This window comes from Sphingomonas sp. TREG-RG-20F-R18-01 (genome assembly GCF_022662475.1).
Classification (GTDB): Bacteria; Pseudomonadota; Alphaproteobacteria; order Sphingomonadales; family Sphingomonadaceae; genus Sphingomonas.
In genome coordinates this window covers 841,161-860,645 of the sequence record NZ_JAKNQQ010000002.1, presented here as the reverse complement: position 1 = coordinate 860,645, position 19,485 = coordinate 841,161, and the positions used below count along the sequence as shown (strand labels likewise).

Sequence of the window (19,485 nt, the reverse complement as noted above, 5' to 3'; positions counted from 1 at the left end):
TCGAACAGGAGAACAGGCTAGAGCAGCGTCGGCTGGTCGCCGGATGGACCAGCATACGCCTTGCCGCCGCCGCGCTCAACCTTGGCATCGACCTCGCCATCGCGGAAATGGAGCGTCACGGACCCCGCCGCGCGCGCCGCCGCCGCCGATCCGACGACCTCCCCGCCCACCGCCGCGCGGGTCGAGACGAACGCATACCCCCGGTCGAGAATGCTGTTCGGCCCGAGCGACTGGACCAGCCGCCACGCCGCCGCGGTGCGATCGCGCGCGCGCTCGAGCTGGCGTTCGAGCGTCGCGAGCCGCAGCGCCCCCGCCGAGCGGTCGAGCTGCCCGCGCGCGAGCGTCACGCGGCGTTCGAGCCCGCGGTCGAGCCGCGCGCCGACGTCGTCCGCGCGCTGGCGCTGCGGGCCGAGCAGCGCGTCGCGCTTGGGCAGCACGCGGACCAGCGCTGTCAGTTGCTCGCGTCCGCGGTCGTGATAGCGCCGCGCGCATTTGCCGGTGCGCTGGCCATAGCCCGCGATCGTCAGGCGCAGGTCTTCGAGCACCGGGACCGCGATCTCGGCTGCGGCGGTCGGCGTTGGCGCGCGCCGGTCGGCGGCGAAGTCGGCGAGCGTAGTGTCGGTCTCATGCCCGATCGCGGAGATCGTCGGGATGCTGCACGCCGCGAGCGCACGGACGACGACTTCCTCGTTGAACGCCCACAGATCCTCGATAGACCCGCCGCCGCGCGCGACGATGACGAGGTCGGGCCGCGTCTCGGGCGGCATCGCGTCGAACCCGCGGATCGCCCTGGCGACTTCCTCCGCCGCGCCCGCGCCCTGCACCTTGACCGGCCACACCAGCACATGCGTCGGGCAGCGATCCTCGAGCCGGTGAAGGATGTCACGGATCACCGCGCCGGTCGGTGACGTGACGACGCCGATCGTCCGCGGCATGAACGGCAGCAATTGCTTGCGCTCGGCGGAGAACAGCCCCTCGGCGGCGAGCTTCGCCTTCAACTTCTCGAGCAGCGCCATCAGCGCGCCCTCGCCCGCCAGTTCCATCCGGTCGATGATGATCTGGTATTTCGAGCGGCCCGGATAGGTCGTGATCCGCCCGCTGACGATCACCTCCGCGCCGTCCTGCGGCTGGAACCCGAGGGCGGCGACCTGGCCCTTCCAGATCACGCCGTCGAGCACCGCGCTGTCGTCCTTGAGGCTCAGATAGGCATGGCCCGACGCGACGCGCTTATAGCCCGAGATTTCGCCACGCAGCCGCACGCTGCCGAACTCGCTTTCGACCGTGCGCTTCAGCTTGCCCGCGAACTCGCCAACGCTCATCACCGAATTGCCCGGGGAGGCAGCCGCCGGAGTGGCGTTGTCGGCGGCGGCATCCAGGGCTAGGAGGCGGGCCGCGGCGTCAAAAAGAGGGTCCGACATGAATATCCTACTGATCGGATCGGGTGGTCGCGAACACGCGCTGGCCTGGAAGCTCGCGATGTCGCCGCTGTGCGATACGCTCTTTGCCGCGCCGGGCAACCCGGGGATTGCGGAACATGCGACGCTCGTCGGGCTCGACGTCCGCGATCATGCAACGACCACTGCGTTTTGCACGACCAACGCGATCGAACTGGTTGTGATCGGGCCGGAAGCGCCGCTGGTCGACGGGCTCGGCGATTCGCTGCGGGCGGCGGGATTCGCGGTGTTCGGGCCGGACAAGGCCGCCGCGCAACTCGAGGGATCGAAGGCGTTCACCAAGGCGCTGTGCGACGCCGCGCATATCCCGACCGCGCGCTATGTCCATGTAAAGACGCTCGACGAGGGTCTGGCATCGCTCGGCGGCTTCCTGCTGCCGGTGGTGGTCAAGGCGGACGGTCTCGCGGCGGGCAAGGGTGTGACGGTCGCAGCGACGCTCGGCGAGGCCGAGGCGGCGCTGGGCGACCTGTTCGCCGAACCCGGCGGCGAAGCGGTGATCGAGGAATTCCTCGACGGCGAGGAAGCCAGCCTGTTCGTCCTGACCGACGGCACCGCGATCCTCCCGTTCGGCTCCGCGCAGGACCACAAGCGCGTCGGCGAGGGCGACAGCGGCCCCAATACCGGCGGCATGGGCGCCTACAGCCCCGCACGCGTGCTGACCCCCGAACTGGAGGCCCGCGCGCTCGACGAGATCGTGGCGCCGACGGTGGCGGCGATGGCGGCGGCGGGGACGCCGTTTTCGGGCGTGCTCTATGCCGGGCTGATGCTCACCGCCGATGGCCCCAAGCTGATCGAATATAATGCGCGCTTCGGCGATCCCGAATGCCAGGTGCTGATGATGCGGCTCGAGTCCGATCTGGTGCCGATCCTGCTCGCGGTCGCGCAGGGCACGCTTGCCGAACACGGCGGGGCGCAGTGGCGCGATGCGGTTGCGCTGACGGTGGTGCTCGCCGCGAACGGCTATCCCGGCACGCCCGAGGCGGGCGGTGCGATCCACGGCATTGCCGACGCCGAATTGACCGGCACGATCGTCTTCCAGGCGGGGACCCGCCAGACCGAAAGCGGCATCGTCGCGTCGGGCGGCCGCGTGCTGGCGGTGACCGCGCTCGGCGAGACGATCGGCGCGGCGCGCGACGCCGCCTATCGTGGTGTCGACGCGATCGATTTCCCGACCGGCTTCTGGCGCCGCGACATCGGCTGGCGCGAGATCGCGCGCGCGGACGATCGCGCTTAATTTCCACGCGACGGCGATGGACGGCCTGCGCTAGGACCGCGCGACCGATGTAGGAGTATCCGATGGCCGCCACGCCCGACAATCCGAACCAGGCGATCGACTTCATGGTGCCGATCACCACCGTCCACGTCGCGTTGATGGTGGTGCTCGCCGTGCTGGCGGTGGCGACGATCGTGTGGGGCAGCATGCTCGCCCGCCGCCGCAGGAATGCGCGCAAGCAGGTCCAGGAGAATTTCGAGGTCGCCGAGGCGCACGGTGCGACGCACGAGCCAACGGTCTCGGCGGACGGGACCGAAGTCGCGACGCTATCCTCGGACGTGCCCGAGCGTTCTTCGCAAGATACTGATCGTCAAGCGCCAGTCGCGGCGCGCACCCCGGAAGATGCGCCGCCCCCGCGCGCGGTCCCAAGTCCTGCGCCGAGCCCTACCCCGGCGCCGGTCGCGATCGCCGCGCCCACACCCGCGCCTGCCGCGGCCTCCGCTGCCGCACCGCTTGCCGCAACCGGGGGCCTCACGCAGATCAAGGGCCTCGGCCCCAAGCTCGCCGCGACGCTCGCCGAACAGGGAATCACGCGGGTCGACCAGATCGCCGCCCTCAGCCCATCCGACGCCGAAGCGCTCGACGCGAAGCTCGGCGCTTTCCGCGGGCGGATGACGCGCGACCGTTGGATCGAACAGGCCAAATTGCTCAGCGCTGGCGACCGTGCAGGCTATGAGGCGCAGTTCGGGAAGCTGGGCGGATAAGGCGTTATTCCGAGCGTGCCCCGGTATCCTCCGTCGCGGGCGTGCTGCAGGTGTCTTGTGGCTGGCACCCTGCCCCGGCGAAGGCGAGACCTCTGCGAAACCACAATTGTTCTCCCGCGAAAGCGGGAGTCCAGGAGTCACAAGAACTGTAAGCTGTTGTTTTGCTTGGCCCTGGATTCCCGCCTTCGCGGGAAAACAGCAAAGGACCGGTCGGCAAACCAACTTTTTGCAGAGGTCTCGCGAAGGCCCGGGCCAAGTAGGAGTGGTCTGTGGCATCCGGCACGGCATTCGCCAGGACCGTGTCGCGACTGGACCCCGGCCTTCGCCGGGGAAGCGAGATGCCTTTGAAGCTACGAAGCTACCCTAATCTACCAAGCTACCGCGCTTCGCTCACCAGCAGCTTGTCGATCCGTCGCCCGTCGAGATCGACCACCTCGAACTTCCAGCCCTGCTCGACGAAACTTTCGCCCTCGCCCGGCAGATGCCGAAACACCGCAAGCGCCAGGCCTGCAACGGTCGCATAGTCGCGGTCCTCGGGCAGGTCGATCCCGAGCCGCTCGGCAAGCGCGTCGACCGCCATCTGCCCCGCCACCAGCAGCGACCCGTCGTCGCGCGTCACCACCGAAGGCGCTTCCTCGGGATCGGTATCCGACGCAAACTCGCCCGCGATCGCCGCGAGCAAATCCGCCGGCGTCACGATTCCCTCGAAATGCCCGTATTCGTCATGGATCAGCGCCATCGGCACCTCGGCCTGGCGGAGCGCGTCGAGCGCGTCCATCGCGTCGATCTGATCGAGCACCACCGGCGCCTGTCGCATCAGTGCGCGCACGTCGAGCGGCTGCCCCTTGAACAGCGCGACCGCGATGTCGCGCGCCTGCACCACGCCGATCACCGTATCGACCGATCCCTCGGTCACCGGCAGCCGGCTGTGCGACGCGGTCATCAGCGCGGCGCGAATGCCCGCCTCGTCGAGCGTCGCGTCGATCCATTCGATGTCCGTGCGTGGCGTCATCACCTCGCGCACCGGACGATCCGCCAGCCGCACCACGCCCGAGATGATCGATCGTTCGTGCTCCTCGATCACACCCGACTTGGAAGCCTCGGCGACGATCAGGTGCAGTTCCTCGGCGGTGACATGCTCCTCGGTCTCGCGCTTCAGCCGCATCAGCCGGAACAGCAGCCCCGAGGACGAATCGAGCAGCCACACCACCGGCGCGGTCGCCCAGGCGAGCCCCATCAGCGGCCCCGCCATGGTCGCCGCGATCGGCTCGGGCGCGCGGAGCGCAATCTGCTTGGGGACCAGCTCGCCGATCACCAGCGAGGCATAGGTCGTGATGCCGATGACCAACGCGAAGCCGACCGATTGCGTCAGCTCGGCGCTGAGCCCGAGAAACTGCAACCGCGCCGCGACCGGCCCGCCGAGACTCGCGCCCGAATAGGCACCCGCCAGAATGCCGATCAGCGTGATGCCGATCTGGGTTGTCGACAGGAACTTGCCGGGATCGGCCGCCAGCGCGATCGCGGCGCGCGCGCCGCGCTTGCCGCTGCGCGCCATCGCCTCCAGCCGCGCCTTGCGCGCGGACACGATTGCGAGTTCCGACATGGCGAAAACGCCGTTGAGCAGGATGAGCGCGAAGATGATCGCGACGTCGATCCAGGGAAAGGATGGGGTTGGGTGCATGGCGCCACACGTCCTTTGCGCGATTCGGCGAATTTCACAACCGCCCTGCTGTCGGCGGACGGGATTCGACGGATCGGTCCATCGGGATCAGCGCCGTTCGGCAAAGAAAGCGCGCAGCAAGGCCGCCGCCTCGCTTTCGCCGATTCCCGGGAAAACCTCGGGTCGATGATGGATGGTCGGCTGCGTGAACAACCGGGGTCCGTGCTCGACCGCGCCTCCCTTGGGATCGCTCGCGCCATAATAGAGCCGCGCGATTCGCGCGTGCGCGATCGCACCCGCACACATGGCGCACGGTTCGAGCGTGACCCACAGGTCGCACTCCCCGAGTCGATCGTCACCGAGCGCTGCCGCTGCCGCGCGAATCGCCAGCATCTCGGCATGCGCGGTGGGATCATGCAGCGTGCGCGGTGCATTGGCGGCGGTGGCGATCACTTCGCCGTTCCGCACCACCACCGCACCGACCGGCACTTCACCCGCGACCGCGGCGGACGCCGCCGCAGCGAGCGCGGCGCGCATTGCGGGCGGGAGCAGGAGCGACGCGATCGACATGTCCGGCGTCATGCCCGAAGCCGCGGCCCCGGGCCAGCGCACGTTACTGCGTGGTGACGGTGTTGCCGTCGGCGTCGACCGGCTTGTTGACGTGGAGCGTCGGGACCGAGATCGTCTTGGTCGTGGTGCCGACCGTCGGGACTTCGACCGACTTGTTCGCGGTGCCGAATTCGACCGTCGCCATCTTGGCATCGACCGCGGGCGCCTTGCCGCCGTTGACGCTGACCGACGGCAGCGCGCCGGCGCGCGTGTCGAGCTTGAGCATGCCCAGCGACACCAGCGCTACCACGACCAGGGCTGCGATCCCCACCAGAGCCAATAGAAAGCGCATCGTCCGTCATCCCTTTATCGTTGCGTTCAATTCGTTACCGTAATCAAACGCGGCGTCGTTGCGGAAGGTTGCATTGACCGCCTGTCGAGGCCCGCCGTGCCACCCAATCATTACAGCTTTAAGGCTGAATCGGTTGACGGGGCCGGATGCTTTGGGTAAGCGCGCCCCCTTCTAGGGGTTCGTCACGGGCCCCACCGGACATTCAGGAATTCACGATGTCGCGCATTTGCGAACTGACCGGCAAGGGCCGGATGGTGGGTAACAACGTTTCCCACGCGAACAACAAGACCAAGCGGACGTTTCTGCCGAACCTGCAGAACGTGACGCTCATGTCGGACGCGCTGGGCACCAGCATCAAGCTGCGCGTCTCGGCGCACGGCCTGCGCTCGGTCGAGCATGTCGGCGGTCTCGACAACTGGCTGGTCAAGACGACCAACGACAAGCTGTCGTTGCGCTGCCGTCGCCTCAAGCGCGACGTCGCCAAGAAGCTCGTCGCTGCACAGGCGCCTGCGGCGTAAGCCTCAGTTCCGGTCGCCGCGTGCGACCGGATCCAGTCTGAACTTCAGCAGCAGGCTGCGCTGCACCGGCAACTGGTTATCGTCCGAGACGAGCCAGAGCATGGTGGCGCGGCCTTCTTGCGTTGCCGTGACTCCCTCGAAGTTGTCGTGGGTGAGCGGGCTCGCGAGCGTCGCGATGTCGCTTCCGTGGACGGTCGCGCCACGCCGGACCTGTGCCGGATCGACGATCGTCAGCACGTTCGAGAATCGGAACCAGGCAAAACCGCGGTTGAGGATCAGCCAGCGCCCGTCGGGCAGCACGGTCATGTCGCTCGGGCTGTAGCCCTTGGGCGGCACATAGTCGAAGCGGAAGCCCGCGCGCGGATGCCGCGTCGGATCGCCGGAAAAGACGACGCCTGCCCGCCCCTTCCTGCCGGGCCAGGGGGTCTGCTCGGCGATCGAGACCATCCCGCCGCCGGGCAGCAACGTCATCGCCTCGGGTCCCTTGTTCTCGGGCCAGTTCTTCATCACCGGCGGCACCACATGCGCCTGCGCGCGGGTGAAGGTCGGATCGTAGCGCCAAAGCGCATTGCTGTTCTCGAACCCGACCCAGATCGCCCCGGTGTGGCGATCGACGCTCATCGATTCGCTGTCGCGGTCGCGCTTCTCCCAACCGGTGCCGGGGCCATCGGGCAGTTCCGCATAGGTGCGGTCATGCACCTTCCAGCGGCGATCGAGCACGAAGCGGACGATATCGCCGCTGTCGCTGAGCAGGGTGAACCGATCGCCGGCAATCGCCAGCGAGGAAAAGCCGCCGAACTGCGGATCGTCGCTGCGCAGTTGGACGCCGCCCAGATAGACCAGGTCGCCAACGCGTTTTCGCGCGGGATGCGCGGGATCGAGCGCGACCGGTTCGACCGTGAAGGCCGGGTCCGGCCCGAGCAGGGTGATGCGGGCCGGGCCGCTCCAATCGGGCACGAACAGCACGAACAACAGGGCGCAGGTCAGGAATCGCACCGACAGCCCCTGCGGGAGCCGGCCGCGCCGCGCAACCGGCATTCGCGCATGAACGCCCGCTAACAAGCACATTCAGGCTCGTCTCAGTACGACTCGGTCATAACCGGAGCATCGGGACACACCCACCGAGAGGAGACGACGATGTTCAAGACGCTCATGCTCGCCGCGACTGCGATGGCCGTTACCGCCTCCGGTCTGGCTGCAACCCCCGCCAGCGCACAGCGCTACGACCGTGGCGATGGCTATGCCTATGACCAGGCGTATCGCGACGGCTACAATCGCGACGACGGCTATCGCGGCGGATACCGTGGCGGCTATCGCGACGACCGCCGCGGCTACGACGACCGCGGGTATAACGACCGGCGCTACTATAATAATGCGCGCAACGGCTGCCGCAGCGGCGACAGCGGGACGATCATCGGCGCGATTGCCGGCGGTCTGCTCGGCAACGTCGTGGCGGGGCGGGGCGACCGCACGCTGGGCACCGTGCTCGGTGCGGGCGGCGGCGCGCTGGCCGGCCGCGCGATCGATCGCGACGGGCGTCCCGGCTACTGCCGCTAACGGGTTTCTCGGTTTCCCCCGGGTTGCGTAGCGGGGGAACGGGGCCGGCTCTGCCCTAGAGGGGCTGGCCCCGTCATTTTCTACGTCTTCTTAGTTTCTGCACTTCCCCGGCGAAGGCCGAGGCCCAGTAGCGAGCCGGTCGTGAGCGGGCGTTGCGCCTAGCTGACATTGGCCGTCACTACTGGGCCCCGGCCTTCGCCGGGGTGGCGGCATCGGTGCGTTACCGGTCCCGCCGACCCAAGAGCCGCAAGCGCAACGCGTTGAGCTTGATGAACCCGGCGGCATCGCGCTGGTCGTATGCGCCCTGGTCGTCCTCGAACGTGACGACCTTCTCCGAATAGAGCGACTGCGGCGACTTGCGGCCGGTGACGTTGACCGACCCCTTGTACAACTTGAGCCGGACGGTCCCCTCGACCTTCGCCTGGCTGTGGTCGATCGCGGCCTGGAGCATCTCGCGCTCGGGCGAGAACCAGAAGCCGTTGTAGAGCAGCTCCGCATAGCGCGGCATCAGCTCGTCCTTGAGATGCGCGGCACCGCGATCCAGCGTGATCTGCTCGATCCCGCGATGCGCGAGGTGATAGATCGTGCCGCCCGGCGTCTCGTACATCCCGCGCGACTTCATGCCGACGAAGCGATTCTCGACCAGGTCGAGCCGCCCGATGCCATGCTTGCGGCCAAGCTCGTTGAGCGCTTCCAGCAGCGTCGCGGGCGACATACCGACGCCGTTGAGCGCGACACCGTCGCCCCGCTCGAAATCGATCGTGATCGTCTCCGGCTGATCGGGCGCGTCCTCGGGGTTGACGGTGCGCGAATAGACATAGTCCGGAACCTCGTCCCACGGGTTCTCGAGCACGAGCCCTTCCGACGAGGTGTGGAGCATGTTGGCGTCGGTCGAGAACGGTGCCTCGCCGCGCTTGTTGTGCGGGATCTCGATCTGGTGCTGCTCGGCCCATTCGATCAGCCGGGTGCGGCTGGTGAGATCCCACTCGCGCCACGGCGCGATGACCTTGATGTCGGGCGCGAGCGCATAATAGCCGAGCTCGAAGCGGACCTGATCATTGCCCTTGCCGGTCGCGCCGTGGCTGACCGCATCCGCGCCAACCATCCGCGCGATCTCGATCTGGCGCTTGGCGATCAGCGGCCGCGCGATCGACGTGCCGAGCAGGTACAGCCCCTCGTACAGTGCGTTCGCTCGCATCATCGGGAAGACGTAATCGCGCACGAATTCCTCGCGCAGATCGTCGATGAAGATATGCTCGGGCTTGACGCCCGCCTGCTGCGCCTTGCGCCGCGCAGGCTCGAGCTCCTCGCCTTGCCCGAGATCGGCGGTGAAGGTGACGACCTCGCATTGATAGGTCTGCTGGAGCCACTTGAGGATGACGCTGGTATCGAGGCCGCCCGAATAGGCGAGGACTACGCGGTTGATCTTATCGGTCACGGGCAGGATCCTTCGTGTTCGGCTGCCCCCTATGCGAGGGGGCGACAGGGTGCAACGGGCTAGCCCCGAAAAGCGCGCTCGGTCTCGACCATGTAGTCGCGCGTGATCGGCAGGACGTGCCGGTTGCGCGCGAACTGGATCTGGTAATTGACCATCCCGCCGAAGTGGAACGCCGCGCCCGCACCCGCGAGGTAGAACTGCCACATCCGGTAGAAGCGCTCGTCATACAAGGCGATGATCTGCTCGCGCGCGGCGACGGTGCGGTCGTACCAGTCGTCGAGCGTATAGCCGTAATGCAGCCGCAGCACCTCGACGTCGGTGACCATGAAGCGCAGGCCCTCGTTCGCCGCGATGATCTCCGACAGCGCGGGGTTGTAGCCGCCCGGGAAGATGTACTTGGTCGTCCACTTGTCGGTGACGCCCGGCCCGCCGGCGCGCCCGATCGTATGGAGCAGCATCACGCCGTCCTCGGTCAGCAGGTCGCGGCACTGGCGGAAGAAGGTCTTGTAATGCGCCGGGCCGACATGCTCGAACATGCCGACCGAGACGATCCGGTCGAACGTGCCGGTCAGGTGGCGATAATCGATCAGCTCGAACTTGACGCGGTCCGCGACCCCCGCCTCCTGCGCGCGCCGCCGCGCGACCTTGAGCTGTTCCTCCGACAGCGTGACACCGAGCACGTCCGCGCCGGTATGCTGATGCAGGTACAGCGCCATCCCGCCCCAGCCGCAACCGATGTCGAGGACGGTCATTCCCGGCGCGAGCGCTAGCTTGGCGGCGATATGCGCCTTCTTGTCACTCTGCGCCTGTTCCAGCGTGTTGCCGGGGGTGGTGTAATAGGCGCAGCTATATTGGCGGTCGATGTCGAGGAAGAGGTCGTAGAGGCGATCGGACAGGTCGTAGTGATGCGCGACGTTGCGCTTCGAGCGGCGCGCCATGTTGATGCGGCCGAAGCGATGCGTCACCGCCTGGATCGCGCGGCGCATCGGCGAGGCGGCGAGGCCGTTCGCGCCCGCTTCCCACGGGTCGTTCGCGGTCAGCAACCGGACGAGATCGCGCACGTCGCCCTGCTCGACGAGCAGCCGGCCGTTCATATAGGCCTCGCCCGCGCCAAGCCCGGGGTCGCGCACGATCGCGGCGGCGGCGCCGGGGTCGGTAAAGCGGATGGTTACGTCGGGAAACCGCGCATCGGGCGTTCCGAAGCGGACGGTCTTGCCATCGGCGTGGTGTACGGTGAGGGTGCCACGCTGAACGCGCTTGGCGAGAAACAAATCGATAAGAGCCATGTGCGGCCCATTAACGCCTCAAATGCCCGCATACCAATCGTAATCGACATTGTCCTCCCAATAGCCGCCCTTGCCGCGCCCGATGCCCGCGAGCGTGGGCACCGCATCGATCGCCATGACGTATTTGGCGTGCTTGTAGCCGAGCTGCCGCTCGAGCCGCAGCCGCACCGGCGCGCCGTGGCCGACGTCGAGCAGCTGGTCGTTCATGCCCCAGGCAAGGATCGTCTGCGGGTGGAAGGCGTCGATCAGGTCGATCGATTCGTAATAGTTTGCGCCCGAATAAAGGTCGGCGCAGGTGAAGACGATGTAGCGTGCGCTGTCCTTCACTCCTGCCGCCTTGAGCACGCTGCCGAGCATCGGCCCGTGCCATTTGCCGATCGCGCTCCAGCCCTCGACGCAGTCGTGCCGGGTGATCTGGGTCCGCGCCGGCATCGCCATCAGCTGCTGGTGCGAGATCGCCAGCGGCCGGGCGACGAGGCCACCGACCTTGAGCCGCCAGCTCGCGAACTTGTCCGCGACCATCGCGGCATAATCGGGCGTGCCGGGATTGCTCGTCCCGTTGGTGCGGAAGAACGGCGACATCTGGTCGGCACGATATTCGGGCGCGAGACTGTGCCGGTTCGACAGCGCGCGTTGCAGCCCCAGGTTGAGCTTCTCGCCCGAGAACAGGATTTTCCGCGCCGCCGGAATGTCCGCGACCCGGTCGCATCCGGCGAGCAACGCGCCGGTGCCCAGCGCCGCGGTCGTGACCAGCGCGCGTCGTGTGATCAGGCTGCTCATGCCGCATCCTCGCGTTTGTCGTGGCCGGGAATGCGCCACCAGCCGGTGATCATCGACTTCGTCTCGGGCCAGGCGCCCGCCAGGATCACGAGCACGAGGTGGACGATGATGAACAGCACCAGGCCCGATGCCGCGATGAAATGCACCGAGCGCGCCGAGGCACGCCCGCCGACGATGTCGAGCAGCCACGGCCATGCCGCATCCATTCCGGGCGACAGGGCCAGCCCCGTGACGATCATCGCGGGCAGCAGGATGAAGATCGCCAGCACATAGGCCAGCTTCTGGAAGATGTTGCGCGCATTGGGCTGCTTCGGATCGTGGAAGCGCAGCGCGATATGCTCCTTGGCATCATACCACAGGTGCGCCGGCGCCAGCTCGCGCGCGCGGATCGCCAGGTCGCGCTGGAAATGCCGGTTGATCAAGCTCGCCGCCATGAAGGCCAGCAGCCCGAAGCCGAGCACCAGCGCGAACAGCAGATGCCAGCGCCGCGCGACCGCGAGATTATAACCTGCGGGAATCGTCAGCCAGGGCGGCGCGCGCGGCGTATCGAGCCAGGCATGGTCGGAATTCGCGCCGAACTGCCCCCAGTAGAGATGCGGATGCGCATTGAGGATCGTCAGCCCGCTGCCGATCATGATGAAAATCGTGATCACGGACACCCAGTGCCAGATCCGCGTTGTCAGCCGGTGCCGGTAGATCGGCGTGCCAGCACCGGGCGGCGGGGTCGTTGCGGGGGAGCGGGTTGCGTCGGTCATACAGGTGCCTATTCGAGCCGTCGCCGGAGATGGTTACACCTAACCGCATTCCCGACGTTCGCCCACCGTAAACCGCGCCGCGAGGACCATCCCCATGTCGAATCATCATTTCTACGAGCCCAAGGATGGTCCTGCGGGCATTCCGGGGCTGGACCACGATCCGCTCAATTCGATCGTCGCGCCGCGCCCGATCGGCTGGATCAGCACGCTCTCGGAAGACGGCACGCGCAATCTGGCGCCCTACAGCTTCTTCAATCTGTTCAACTATCGCCCGCCGATCATCGGGTTCGCCTCGATGGGCTGGAAGGACAGCGCCGCCAACATCGCCGCGACCGGCGAGTTCGTCTGGAACCTCGTGACGCGCGATCTCGCCGACGTTATGAACCGCAGCGCCGCGACGGTCGGGCCCGAGGTCGACGAATTCGCCCTGGCGGGGATCGCCACCCTCCCCTCCCGCCTGGTCAAGCCGCCACGGGTCGCGGCGAGCCCGGTCGCGTTCGAATGCCGCCATACCCAGACGCTGCGACTGGAAACCAGGGAAGGCCGCGCGCTCGACCAGTGGATGATCCTCGGCGAAGTGGTCGGGATCCATATCGCGCCCGAGCTGATCGCGGAGGGGGCCTATAAGACGACCGCGGCGCACCCGATCCTGCGCGGCGGCGGCCCGGGGGACTATTTCGAGATCCGCGAGGATTCCCTGTTCAAGATGCAGCGGCCGGGCTGATGAACGGGCGTCCGGACGCCCCCTCTATTGCAGCGCACGCTGAATCCGTCCGGGGAAAGGCGCGTCCAGAATCGGTCGTAGCGCGCTGCGCAAGGCCAGTCCGGCATATGACGGATTTGGCAAATCACCGGAATACGGTCGATTTCCGTTCATGCTGCCGCAAGAAACCGTTGCACAAATGTGACATTCGGGAACCTTCCTCAAAAATCTCTCGACCGCACTGCAACAAGCGATGGCCAACGTAGTTCAGACGACTACGGAGCTCGGGACGAACACCCGGCGCCAACCAAAACGCCAAAAGATAGGTCACATCATATGCGTAACATCACCCTTGCCGCGGCCGCCCTGGCCGTTTTCGCAGCAGCACCTGCCCTCGCGCAGGACATGTCGCAGGACACCACGCCAGCAGCGCAGACCGACACCGGTCCCAAGGCACCCGACGGCAGCAAGGCATTCGGCATCGAGCCGTATGTCGGCGTCATGGGCGGCTGGGAGCAGTTCGACAACGAGCGCAACCACGGTATCCCGCAGGCGCTGAACTCGAACGGCACGCTGCGTAACAACTACCGCCTCGCAGGCGCGCTGGTTCAGGGCGTCGTCGGCGTCAACGTTCCGCTCGGGCCGGTCTTCGTCGGCGCAGAAGGCAACGTTGCCAAGGGCGTTTCGGGCAACATCAACTGGGAATATGGCGCAGCAGGCCGCTTCGGCGTCCGCGCAGGCGACAGCGGCATGTTCTACGGCAAGGTCGGCTACCAGTGGATCGATTTCGACCACTATTCGACGTTCTCGACCGGCAACCGCAACGACAAGAAGCATGACGGCATCACCTACGGGATCGGCACCGAGTTCGGCCCCAAGGACATCGGCCTGAAGGGCATCACCGGCAACGCCGGCTTCCGCATCCGCGCAGAAGTCAACACGTTCGGCGATTTCCACAGCTTCCGCCCGATGATGGGCGTGATCACGCACTTCTAAGACTTCGGTCTCGGCAAGTCCTTGAGGGGCGGGGATGGCAGCATTCCCCGCCCTTTTTGCGTGGATGGCCCGGGGGCAGCGCCGCGACCGTTCGCGCCGGACGGCCATGGACCGCCGCCGGCCTGCCCGCATCGCCGATCCGTTCAACCGGCAAGGCGCAAGGTTCGAGGGATTCCGGCGGCAACGTGGGGCAGACGTCGCTGGCCCCGAACGTCCGGCCGTCGGTCAGGCCGGCGCGGGATGTCCCGGCGGCCGGCGAAGTCTCAGTTCTTGAGCCGCCACCCGGACTTGAAGATCCATCCCACCACGCCGAGGCACGCGACCAGGAACAGCGCGGTCACGCCAAGGCTCAGCCCGACGGACACGTCGCCCTTGTCGAAGAACGCCCAGCGGAACCCGCTGACGAGATACACCACCGGGTTGAACAGGCTGACCGTCCGCCACGGCTGCGGCAGCATGTCGATCGAATAGAACGCGCCGCCCAGGAAGGTCAGGGGGGTAATCAGCAGGGCGGGGATGAAGTTGAGCTGTTCGAACCCCTTCGCCCAGATCCCGATGATGAAGCCGAACAGACTGAACGTCACGCTGGTCAGGATCAGGAACGCAATCACCGCGAGCGGGTGGACGATCTGGAGCGGCACGAACAGCGCCGCGGTCGCGAGGATGATCAGCCCGATCACCACCGACTTGGTCGCGGCCGCCCCCACATAACCGACCACCATCTCCATCGCCGAAACGGGCGCGGACAGCAGCTCGAACATCGTGCCGGTGAATTTGGGGAAATAGATGCCGATCGAGGCATTGGCGATGCTCTGCGTCAGCAGCGACAGCATGATGAGGCCCGGCACGATGAAGCTGCCGTACCCGACCCCGCCGACCGTGCTGATCCGCGACCCGATCGCGCCGCCGAACACGACGAAATAGAGCGACGTCGTGATCACCGGCGTGACGAGGCTCTGCCACAGGGTGCGCAAAGCGCGCGCCATCTCGAACCGATAGATCGCCCAGATCCCGTTGAAGTTGATCGCGGGGGCTTTGTTCGTGCCGCTCATGCCGCGTCCTTCTTCTCGACCAGGTCGACGAAAATATCCTCGAGGCTCGATTTCGAGGTCTCGAGATCCTTGAACCCGATCCCCAGTTCGCCGAGCTTGCGCAGCAGCGAAGGGATGCCGGTATGCTCGGCCTGCGCATCGAAGATATAGCGCAGCGTCCGGTCGTCATTCTCGAGCGCGACGTCCCAGTCGGACAGGTCGGCGGGAAGCGTGGACAGCGGTTCCTGCAGCGAAATCAGCATCTGCCGCTTGCCGAGCTTTTTCATCAGCTCGGCCTTGCCCTCGACCAGGATCAGCTGCCCCTTGTTGATGACGCCGACCCGGTCGGCCATCTCCTCGGCCTCCTCGATATAATGCGTCGTCAGGATGATCGTCGTCCCCTTCTCGCGCAGGCGGTGGACGAGCTTCCACATGTCGCGCCGCAGCGCGACGTCGACGCCGGCGGTCGGTTCGTCGAGGAACAGGATGTCGGGTTCATGCGCAAGCGCCTTGGCGATCAGCACGCGGCGCTTCATCCCGCCCGACAGCGTCATGATCTTGGCGTCGCGCTTGTCCCACAAGGAAAGATCGCGGAGCACCTGTTCGAGATGCGCCTCGTTCGCCCCGCGCCCGAACAGGCGACGACTGAAGCGGACGGTGGCGATCACGGTCTCGAACATGTCGACCGACAGTTCCTGCGGCACCAGCCCGATCGCGCGGCGTGCGCTGCGGAAATCGGTGAGCGCATCGTGGCCGAGCACCGTCACGCTCCCGGTGGTCGGCGTGACGATCCCGCAGATGATCGAAATAAGCGTGGTCTTGCCCGCGCCATTGGGGCCAAGCAGCGCGAAGATCTCGCCACGGTTGATCGACAGATCGATCGGCTGGAGCGCGTGATGGCCTGATGCGTAGGTCTTCGAGACCCCCGCGACCGAAAGTATGCTGTCCATCAAGCCCCCGTTTCCTGAACCGGGAGATAGGGTTGCTGTTGCGTCGCAACAAGGTTGGGGGGCTTGCCTGCTGAACCGCTTCCCCGGCGAAGGCCGGGGCCCAGGAGCGGAACAGAAGAGTGCGGGCGGCTGCGCTCCGTTACCCCCGCCATCGCTCTTGGGCCCCGGCCTTCGCCGGGGAGGTGTACGGATAGGGACCGTTCAGGCCGCCGCCACCGCGTAGCGAAGGTGGACGACGCCATGCGCCAGTTGCTCGCAGCCGGTGAGCGACAGCGTCACCTTGCCCTTCAGCCCGTCATCGAACTTGACGATGCGCTCCGCCCCGGTCCCGCCGTCGAGCGCGGATGTCATTACGACGCTCAGTTCGTCCACCAGCCCCGCGGCAAGGAACGTCCCGTTGATCCCGCCCCCACCTTCGAGCAACAGCGTCTCGATCCCGAAATCGTGCTTCAGCGTAGCGAGCGCGGCGGGAAGAGCGATCCCGGCCCCGTCGGAGACGACATAGGAAACCCCGCTTGCCGCGAGTTCGGCCAGATGCGCGTCCGCGACATCACCGCCCAGCAGCACCACGACATGATCGCCCCCGACGTCCCCCTTGCCGAAATGGAGCTTGGCCGAGCGATCGACCGTCACCGCGTAGCTTTCCGCGGCCGTGTTCGCGATGTGGACCGGGCGTTCGACCCTCGCGCCCGCGTCCGGCGTCGCGGGGTCGCCCTTCGCCATTTCCGCCATCGTCACGCGGCCGACGATCCAGCCGTCGGCGTCCATGCTGTCGTGGAGCTGCTCGTAGAGCGCGGTCCAGTCCTTCGCGGTCCCATCGGGGCTCGTCGTGTAGCGGCTCGGGTGGAGGCCACCGTCGAGCGAGGACGTCATGTGGCAGATGATTTTTGGGCGGTCGGTGGGCATGAGGCGTCTCGTGCTGGAGGGTGATGCCCTAACGCCGCATGCTGCAGATCGGGTTCACCCGTAACCCCGGCGGAGGCGAGACCTCTGCGAAACCATAGGTGTTCTCCCGCGAAGGCGGGAGTCCAGGAGTTGCGATAACTGTAAGCCGTTGTTTTGCGTAACTCTGGATTCCCGCCTTCGCGGGAAAACACCAGACGAAGGGTCCGTAAACCGACTTTCGCAGCGGTCTTACGGAGGCCGGGGCCGCCAGGTTATCGCGGGGACCCTTCGACAAACGCCCGCCAACTGGCAGCTCCTGGCGCCAAGTCACCCTGCCCCGACATTGGGGCCCCGGCCTTCGCCGGGGTGACGGTGCTTGACGCGACGTTCCTCACCGCCTGTCATAAAACCTCATAAAGCAGGGCCTATTTCGCCGCGCGCGCCGCGGCGACCGCCTTCTGCAGGGCGTCAAGCGTCAGCGCCGAAGACACCACCGTGTTGCCGATCACCCAGCTAGGCGTGCCGGTCAGCCCCAATTGCCGCGCGACACCCATGTTGGACGCGATCTCGGCTTCGGCCTGCGGGGTGAATGCAGCAGCCTTGGCGAGGTCGACGCCCGCAGTCCGTGCCGACGCCGCAATCGTCGCGACCGACACCGGGCCCGCCGCATAGAGCGCGTCGTGGAACGCCTTGAACTTGCCCTGCTGCGCCGCCGCGAGGCTCATCCGCGCGGCATCGACGCTCGCATCGCTCAACACGGGGAATTCACGGAACACCACGCGGAGCTTCGGGTCGCTCTTGAGCAGGGCCGCGATGGTCGGCAGGCTGGCACGGCAATAGCCGCAATTATAGTCGTAATATTCGACCAGCGTGACGTCGGGGTTGGCACTCCCTTGCCATGCGCTGCCGAACGGCTTGAGGATCGCGTCGCGGTTCGCCGAAATCACGTCGGCATGCGCGCGGTCGCGCAGCGCGTCCATCGCCTGCGGGATGATCTCGGGGTGCGCGAGCAGGTAATCGTGGACGACCTGTTCGGTCCGCGCTGCGTCCGGTGCGCTGGCGGGGACCAGCCGTTCGGCCGCCCAGAACAGCGCCGCGCCGAGAATGGCGGCGACGAACGCCACCGCGAAGGAACCTGCATAAGGGCGCATCAGCGTCTTTTCTTGTATTTCTTGGGGTTGTCGGACATTTCGTTCTGGGCGGCCAAGGCGATGTCCTGCGCGCGGATCCAGTCGGTCGAATTGGGCGGCAAGCCCTGCATCGCGCCGCGCGCGCTATAGGCGGCGGTACGCTGGTCGCCGGTGAGGCTCGCCTGCTCGGCGGTGGCGAGCAACGCGCGGGTCTGGTCGCCCGACGCCTCATAGACCGTGCCGAGCTGATACCAGGCGAACGGATTGTCGTCATCGCGCGCCACCGACTGGCGCAGCACCTTGATTGCCTCGGGGTAATTCGCCTTGTCCTCGGTCGCGATCAGCGCGTGGCCGAAGGTGGTCGCGATCAGCGGGCTGTTGCGCGACAGGTCGGTCGCCTCGCGGAGCGGTGCCAGTGCCTCCCGCGGCTTGCCCGCCTCGAGCAGGATCTGGCCCTGGATTTCGAGAAAATACGGGTCGTGCGGGGCGGCCTTGATCAGCGCGGTCGCCTCGGCGTCCGCCTTTTCGGGATAGCCCGATTTGTGCCATGCATAAGCGCGCGCATAATGCGCGTAGACGCTCTGATCCTGCTCGGGATAGGTGTTGAGCGTCGCCTTGGGGTCGGCGACATAGCCCATCAGCTTGGCCTTGACCCGCTTGAACCGCTCCTCGAGGCCGGGGTCGGGTTTGGTGTTATAGGCAGGCGAGGCCTGGACGTCGGCGGTCAGGTTGGCGATGCGCTCGCCGGACAAGGGATGGCTTTGCGCGAACGGGTCGATGTTGTTGAGCCCATAGGCATATTCCTCGTTCTGCAGCTTCTTGAAGAAGGTCAGCATGCCCTTCCCGGACACGCCGGACTCGCGCAGGAACTTGGCCCCCGTCGCATCCGCGGTCGATTCCTGGACGCGGGTATAGGCGAGGAACTTGCCCTGCGCGGCGCTGGTGCCCGCCGACAGGATGCCCGCCCCCGCCTCGGGCGCCCCCGCCGCGATCGCCGCGACGCCGAGCACCATGCTGAGGATCGAGATTCCCATCGCGGGGCGCGCACCGCCGTCCATCAGCACGACATGCCCGTCGGCGACGTGGCCGAGCTCGTGCGCGATCACGCCCTGGACCTGGTTGGCATTGTCGGCGGCCTGGATCAGCCCCGAGTGGACATAGATCGTCTGGCCGCCCGCGGTGAAGGCGTTGATCGAATCGTCGTTGATGAGGACGACCTTGACCGCCGCTGGCGACAGCCCCGCCGCCTTGATCAGCGGCAGCGACATGTCGTTGAACATCGCCTCGGTCTCGGCATCACGCAAAATCGACTGTGCCGCCGCGGGTTGCGCGCAGAGCAGGAGGGAGGCCGCGAGTCCCGCGATGTACCGCTTCATGGTGCTTCTATCCCCGAGTTTGCGCGTGCGGGCAACCGTGGCGGCGATGGGCGCGGGGGGCTGAATGGCGGATGAAGCCGGGGGTTTA

20 protein-coding genes are annotated in these 19,485 nt (G+C 66.8%); 6 read left to right on the top strand and 14 right to left on the bottom strand.

The genetic code is table 11. From position 1 onward, the window contains the following. Positions 1-17: 17 nt before the first annotated feature. A complete protein-coding gene (gene xseA, locus L8K25_RS09665) occupies positions 18-1,418 on the bottom strand; it encodes an exodeoxyribonuclease VII large subunit (RefSeq protein ID WP_242138650.1) in 1,401 nt (466 codons plus the stop codon). Between xseA and purD the strand changes: the two genes are divergently transcribed. Beyond that, positions 1,417-2,688 carry a phosphoribosylamine--glycine ligase gene (gene purD, locus L8K25_RS09660; protein WP_242138649.1) on the top strand — a complete coding sequence of 424 codons (1,272 nt, stop codon included), beginning with the start codon at positions 1,417-1,419 and terminating at the stop codon, positions 2,686-2,688. The two genes, xseA and purD, sit on opposite strands and share 2 nt — an antisense overlap. 62 nt (positions 2,689-2,750) lie before the next feature. Further along, positions 2,751-3,431: a helix-hairpin-helix domain-containing protein gene (locus L8K25_RS09655; RefSeq protein WP_242138648.1), complete on the top strand. Its 681-nt coding sequence runs from the start codon at positions 2,751-2,753 to the stop codon at positions 3,429-3,431. A 376-nt stretch (positions 3,432-3,807) separates the two neighbouring features. Here L8K25_RS09655 and L8K25_RS09650 read toward each other — a convergent pair whose 3' ends face one another. From L8K25_RS09650 to L8K25_RS09640, 3 genes are all read right to left on the bottom strand, one after another. Then, on the bottom strand, positions 3,808-5,112 hold the full coding sequence (locus L8K25_RS09650) for a hemolysin family protein (protein WP_242138647.1): 1,305 nt from the start codon (positions 5,110-5,112) through the stop codon (positions 3,808-3,810). An 87-nt stretch (positions 5,113-5,199) separates the two neighbouring features. Then, positions 5,200-5,628 (bottom strand): nucleoside deaminase, encoded by a 429-nt coding sequence (locus L8K25_RS09645; RefSeq protein WP_242138763.1) that lies wholly within the window; start codon positions 5,626-5,628, stop codon positions 5,200-5,202. Between the two features lie 76 nt (positions 5,629-5,704). Next, entirely contained in the window at positions 5,705-5,992 is a 288-nt protein-coding gene (locus L8K25_RS09640) for a hypothetical protein (RefSeq protein WP_242138646.1), read from the bottom strand. 215 nt (positions 5,993-6,207) lie between these two features. Between L8K25_RS09640 and rpmB the strand changes: the two genes are divergently transcribed. Continuing rightward, positions 6,208-6,510 carry a 50S ribosomal protein L28 gene (rpmB, locus tag L8K25_RS09635; RefSeq protein WP_010215119.1) on the top strand — a complete coding sequence of 101 codons (303 nt, stop codon included), beginning with the start codon at positions 6,208-6,210 and terminating at the stop codon, positions 6,508-6,510. A 3-nt stretch (positions 6,511-6,513) separates the two neighbouring features. Here the strand turns inward: rpmB and L8K25_RS09630 are convergent, their stop codons facing one another. Beyond that, entirely contained in the window at positions 6,514-7,578 is a 1,065-nt protein-coding gene (locus tag L8K25_RS09630; RefSeq protein ID WP_242138645.1) for an esterase-like activity of phytase family protein, read from the bottom strand. Positions 7,579-7,647: 69 nt separating this feature from the next. On the opposite strand from L8K25_RS09630, the gene L8K25_RS09625 reads away from it, so the two are divergent. Further along, a complete protein-coding gene (locus L8K25_RS09625) occupies positions 7,648-8,067 on the top strand; it encodes a glycine zipper 2TM domain-containing protein (RefSeq protein WP_242138644.1) in 420 nt (139 codons plus the stop codon). A 220-nt stretch (positions 8,068-8,287) separates the two neighbouring features. On the opposite strand, the gene L8K25_RS09620 is transcribed toward L8K25_RS09625, so the two are convergent. The 4 genes from L8K25_RS09620 to L8K25_RS09605 are packed head-to-tail and all read right to left on the bottom strand — an operon-like array spanning position 8,288 to position 12,326. Beyond that, a complete protein-coding gene (locus L8K25_RS09620) occupies positions 8,288-9,505 on the bottom strand; it encodes an argininosuccinate synthase (RefSeq protein ID WP_242138643.1) in 1,218 nt (405 codons plus the stop codon). A 59-nt stretch (positions 9,506-9,564) separates the two neighbouring features. Then, the gene (locus tag L8K25_RS09615; RefSeq protein ID WP_242138642.1) at positions 9,565-10,791 is read right to left on the bottom strand and encodes a cyclopropane-fatty-acyl-phospholipid synthase family protein; all 1,227 of its coding nucleotides are present in this window, start codon (positions 10,789-10,791) and stop codon (positions 9,565-9,567) included. A gap of 18 nt (positions 10,792-10,809) precedes the next feature. Then, complete coding sequence (locus tag L8K25_RS09610) at positions 10,810-11,571, bottom strand: molybdopterin-dependent oxidoreductase (RefSeq protein WP_242138641.1); 762 nt, start codon at positions 11,569-11,571, stop codon at positions 10,810-10,812. Further along, positions 11,568-12,326, bottom strand: coding sequence for a cytochrome b/b6 domain-containing protein (locus L8K25_RS09605; RefSeq protein ID WP_242138640.1), 759 nt, complete (start codon positions 12,324-12,326; stop codon positions 11,568-11,570). Before L8K25_RS09605 ends, L8K25_RS09610 begins: the two co-directional genes overlap by 4 nt. Positions 12,327-12,420: 94 nt before the next feature. Here L8K25_RS09605 and L8K25_RS09600 point away from each other — a divergent pair, with 94 nt between their 5' ends. Beyond that, positions 12,421-13,050, top strand: coding sequence for a flavin reductase family protein (locus L8K25_RS09600; protein ID WP_242138639.1), 630 nt, complete (start codon positions 12,421-12,423; stop codon positions 13,048-13,050). 315 nt (positions 13,051-13,365) lie between these two features. Then, the gene (locus tag L8K25_RS09595; RefSeq protein ID WP_242138638.1) at positions 13,366-14,025 is read left to right on the top strand and encodes an opacity protein; all 660 of its coding nucleotides are present in this window, start codon (positions 13,366-13,368) and stop codon (positions 14,023-14,025) included. Between the two features lie 263 nt (positions 14,026-14,288). Here L8K25_RS09595 and L8K25_RS09590 read toward each other — a convergent pair whose 3' ends face one another. The 5 genes from L8K25_RS09590 to L8K25_RS09570 all read right to left on the bottom strand — a co-directional run bounded on the left by L8K25_RS09590 (position 14,289) and on the right by L8K25_RS09570 (position 19,397). Further along, on the bottom strand, positions 14,289-15,077 hold the full coding sequence (locus L8K25_RS09590; protein ID WP_242138637.1) for an ABC transporter permease: 789 nt from the start codon (positions 15,075-15,077) through the stop codon (positions 14,289-14,291). Next, the gene (locus L8K25_RS09585; RefSeq protein ID WP_242138636.1) at positions 15,074-16,006 is read right to left on the bottom strand and encodes an ABC transporter ATP-binding protein; all 933 of its coding nucleotides are present in this window, start codon (positions 16,004-16,006) and stop codon (positions 15,074-15,076) included. The genes L8K25_RS09590 and L8K25_RS09585 overlap by 4 nt, the downstream gene beginning before the upstream one ends. 201 nt (positions 16,007-16,207) lie before the next feature. Beyond that, positions 16,208-16,912, bottom strand: a complete 705-nt coding sequence (locus L8K25_RS09580; protein WP_242138635.1) for a dihydrofolate reductase family protein — start codon at positions 16,910-16,912, stop codon at positions 16,208-16,210. Positions 16,913-17,316: 404 nt separating this feature from the next. Beyond that, the gene (locus tag L8K25_RS09575) at positions 17,317-18,042 is read right to left on the bottom strand and encodes a DsbA family protein (protein ID WP_242138634.1); all 726 of its coding nucleotides are present in this window, start codon (positions 18,040-18,042) and stop codon (positions 17,317-17,319) included. Continuing rightward, positions 18,042-19,397, bottom strand: coding sequence for a M48 family metalloprotease (locus L8K25_RS09570; RefSeq protein WP_242138633.1), 1,356 nt, complete (start codon positions 19,395-19,397; stop codon positions 18,042-18,044). The genes L8K25_RS09575 and L8K25_RS09570 overlap by 1 nt, the downstream gene beginning before the upstream one ends. Between the last annotated feature and the right edge of the window lie 88 nt (positions 19,398-19,485).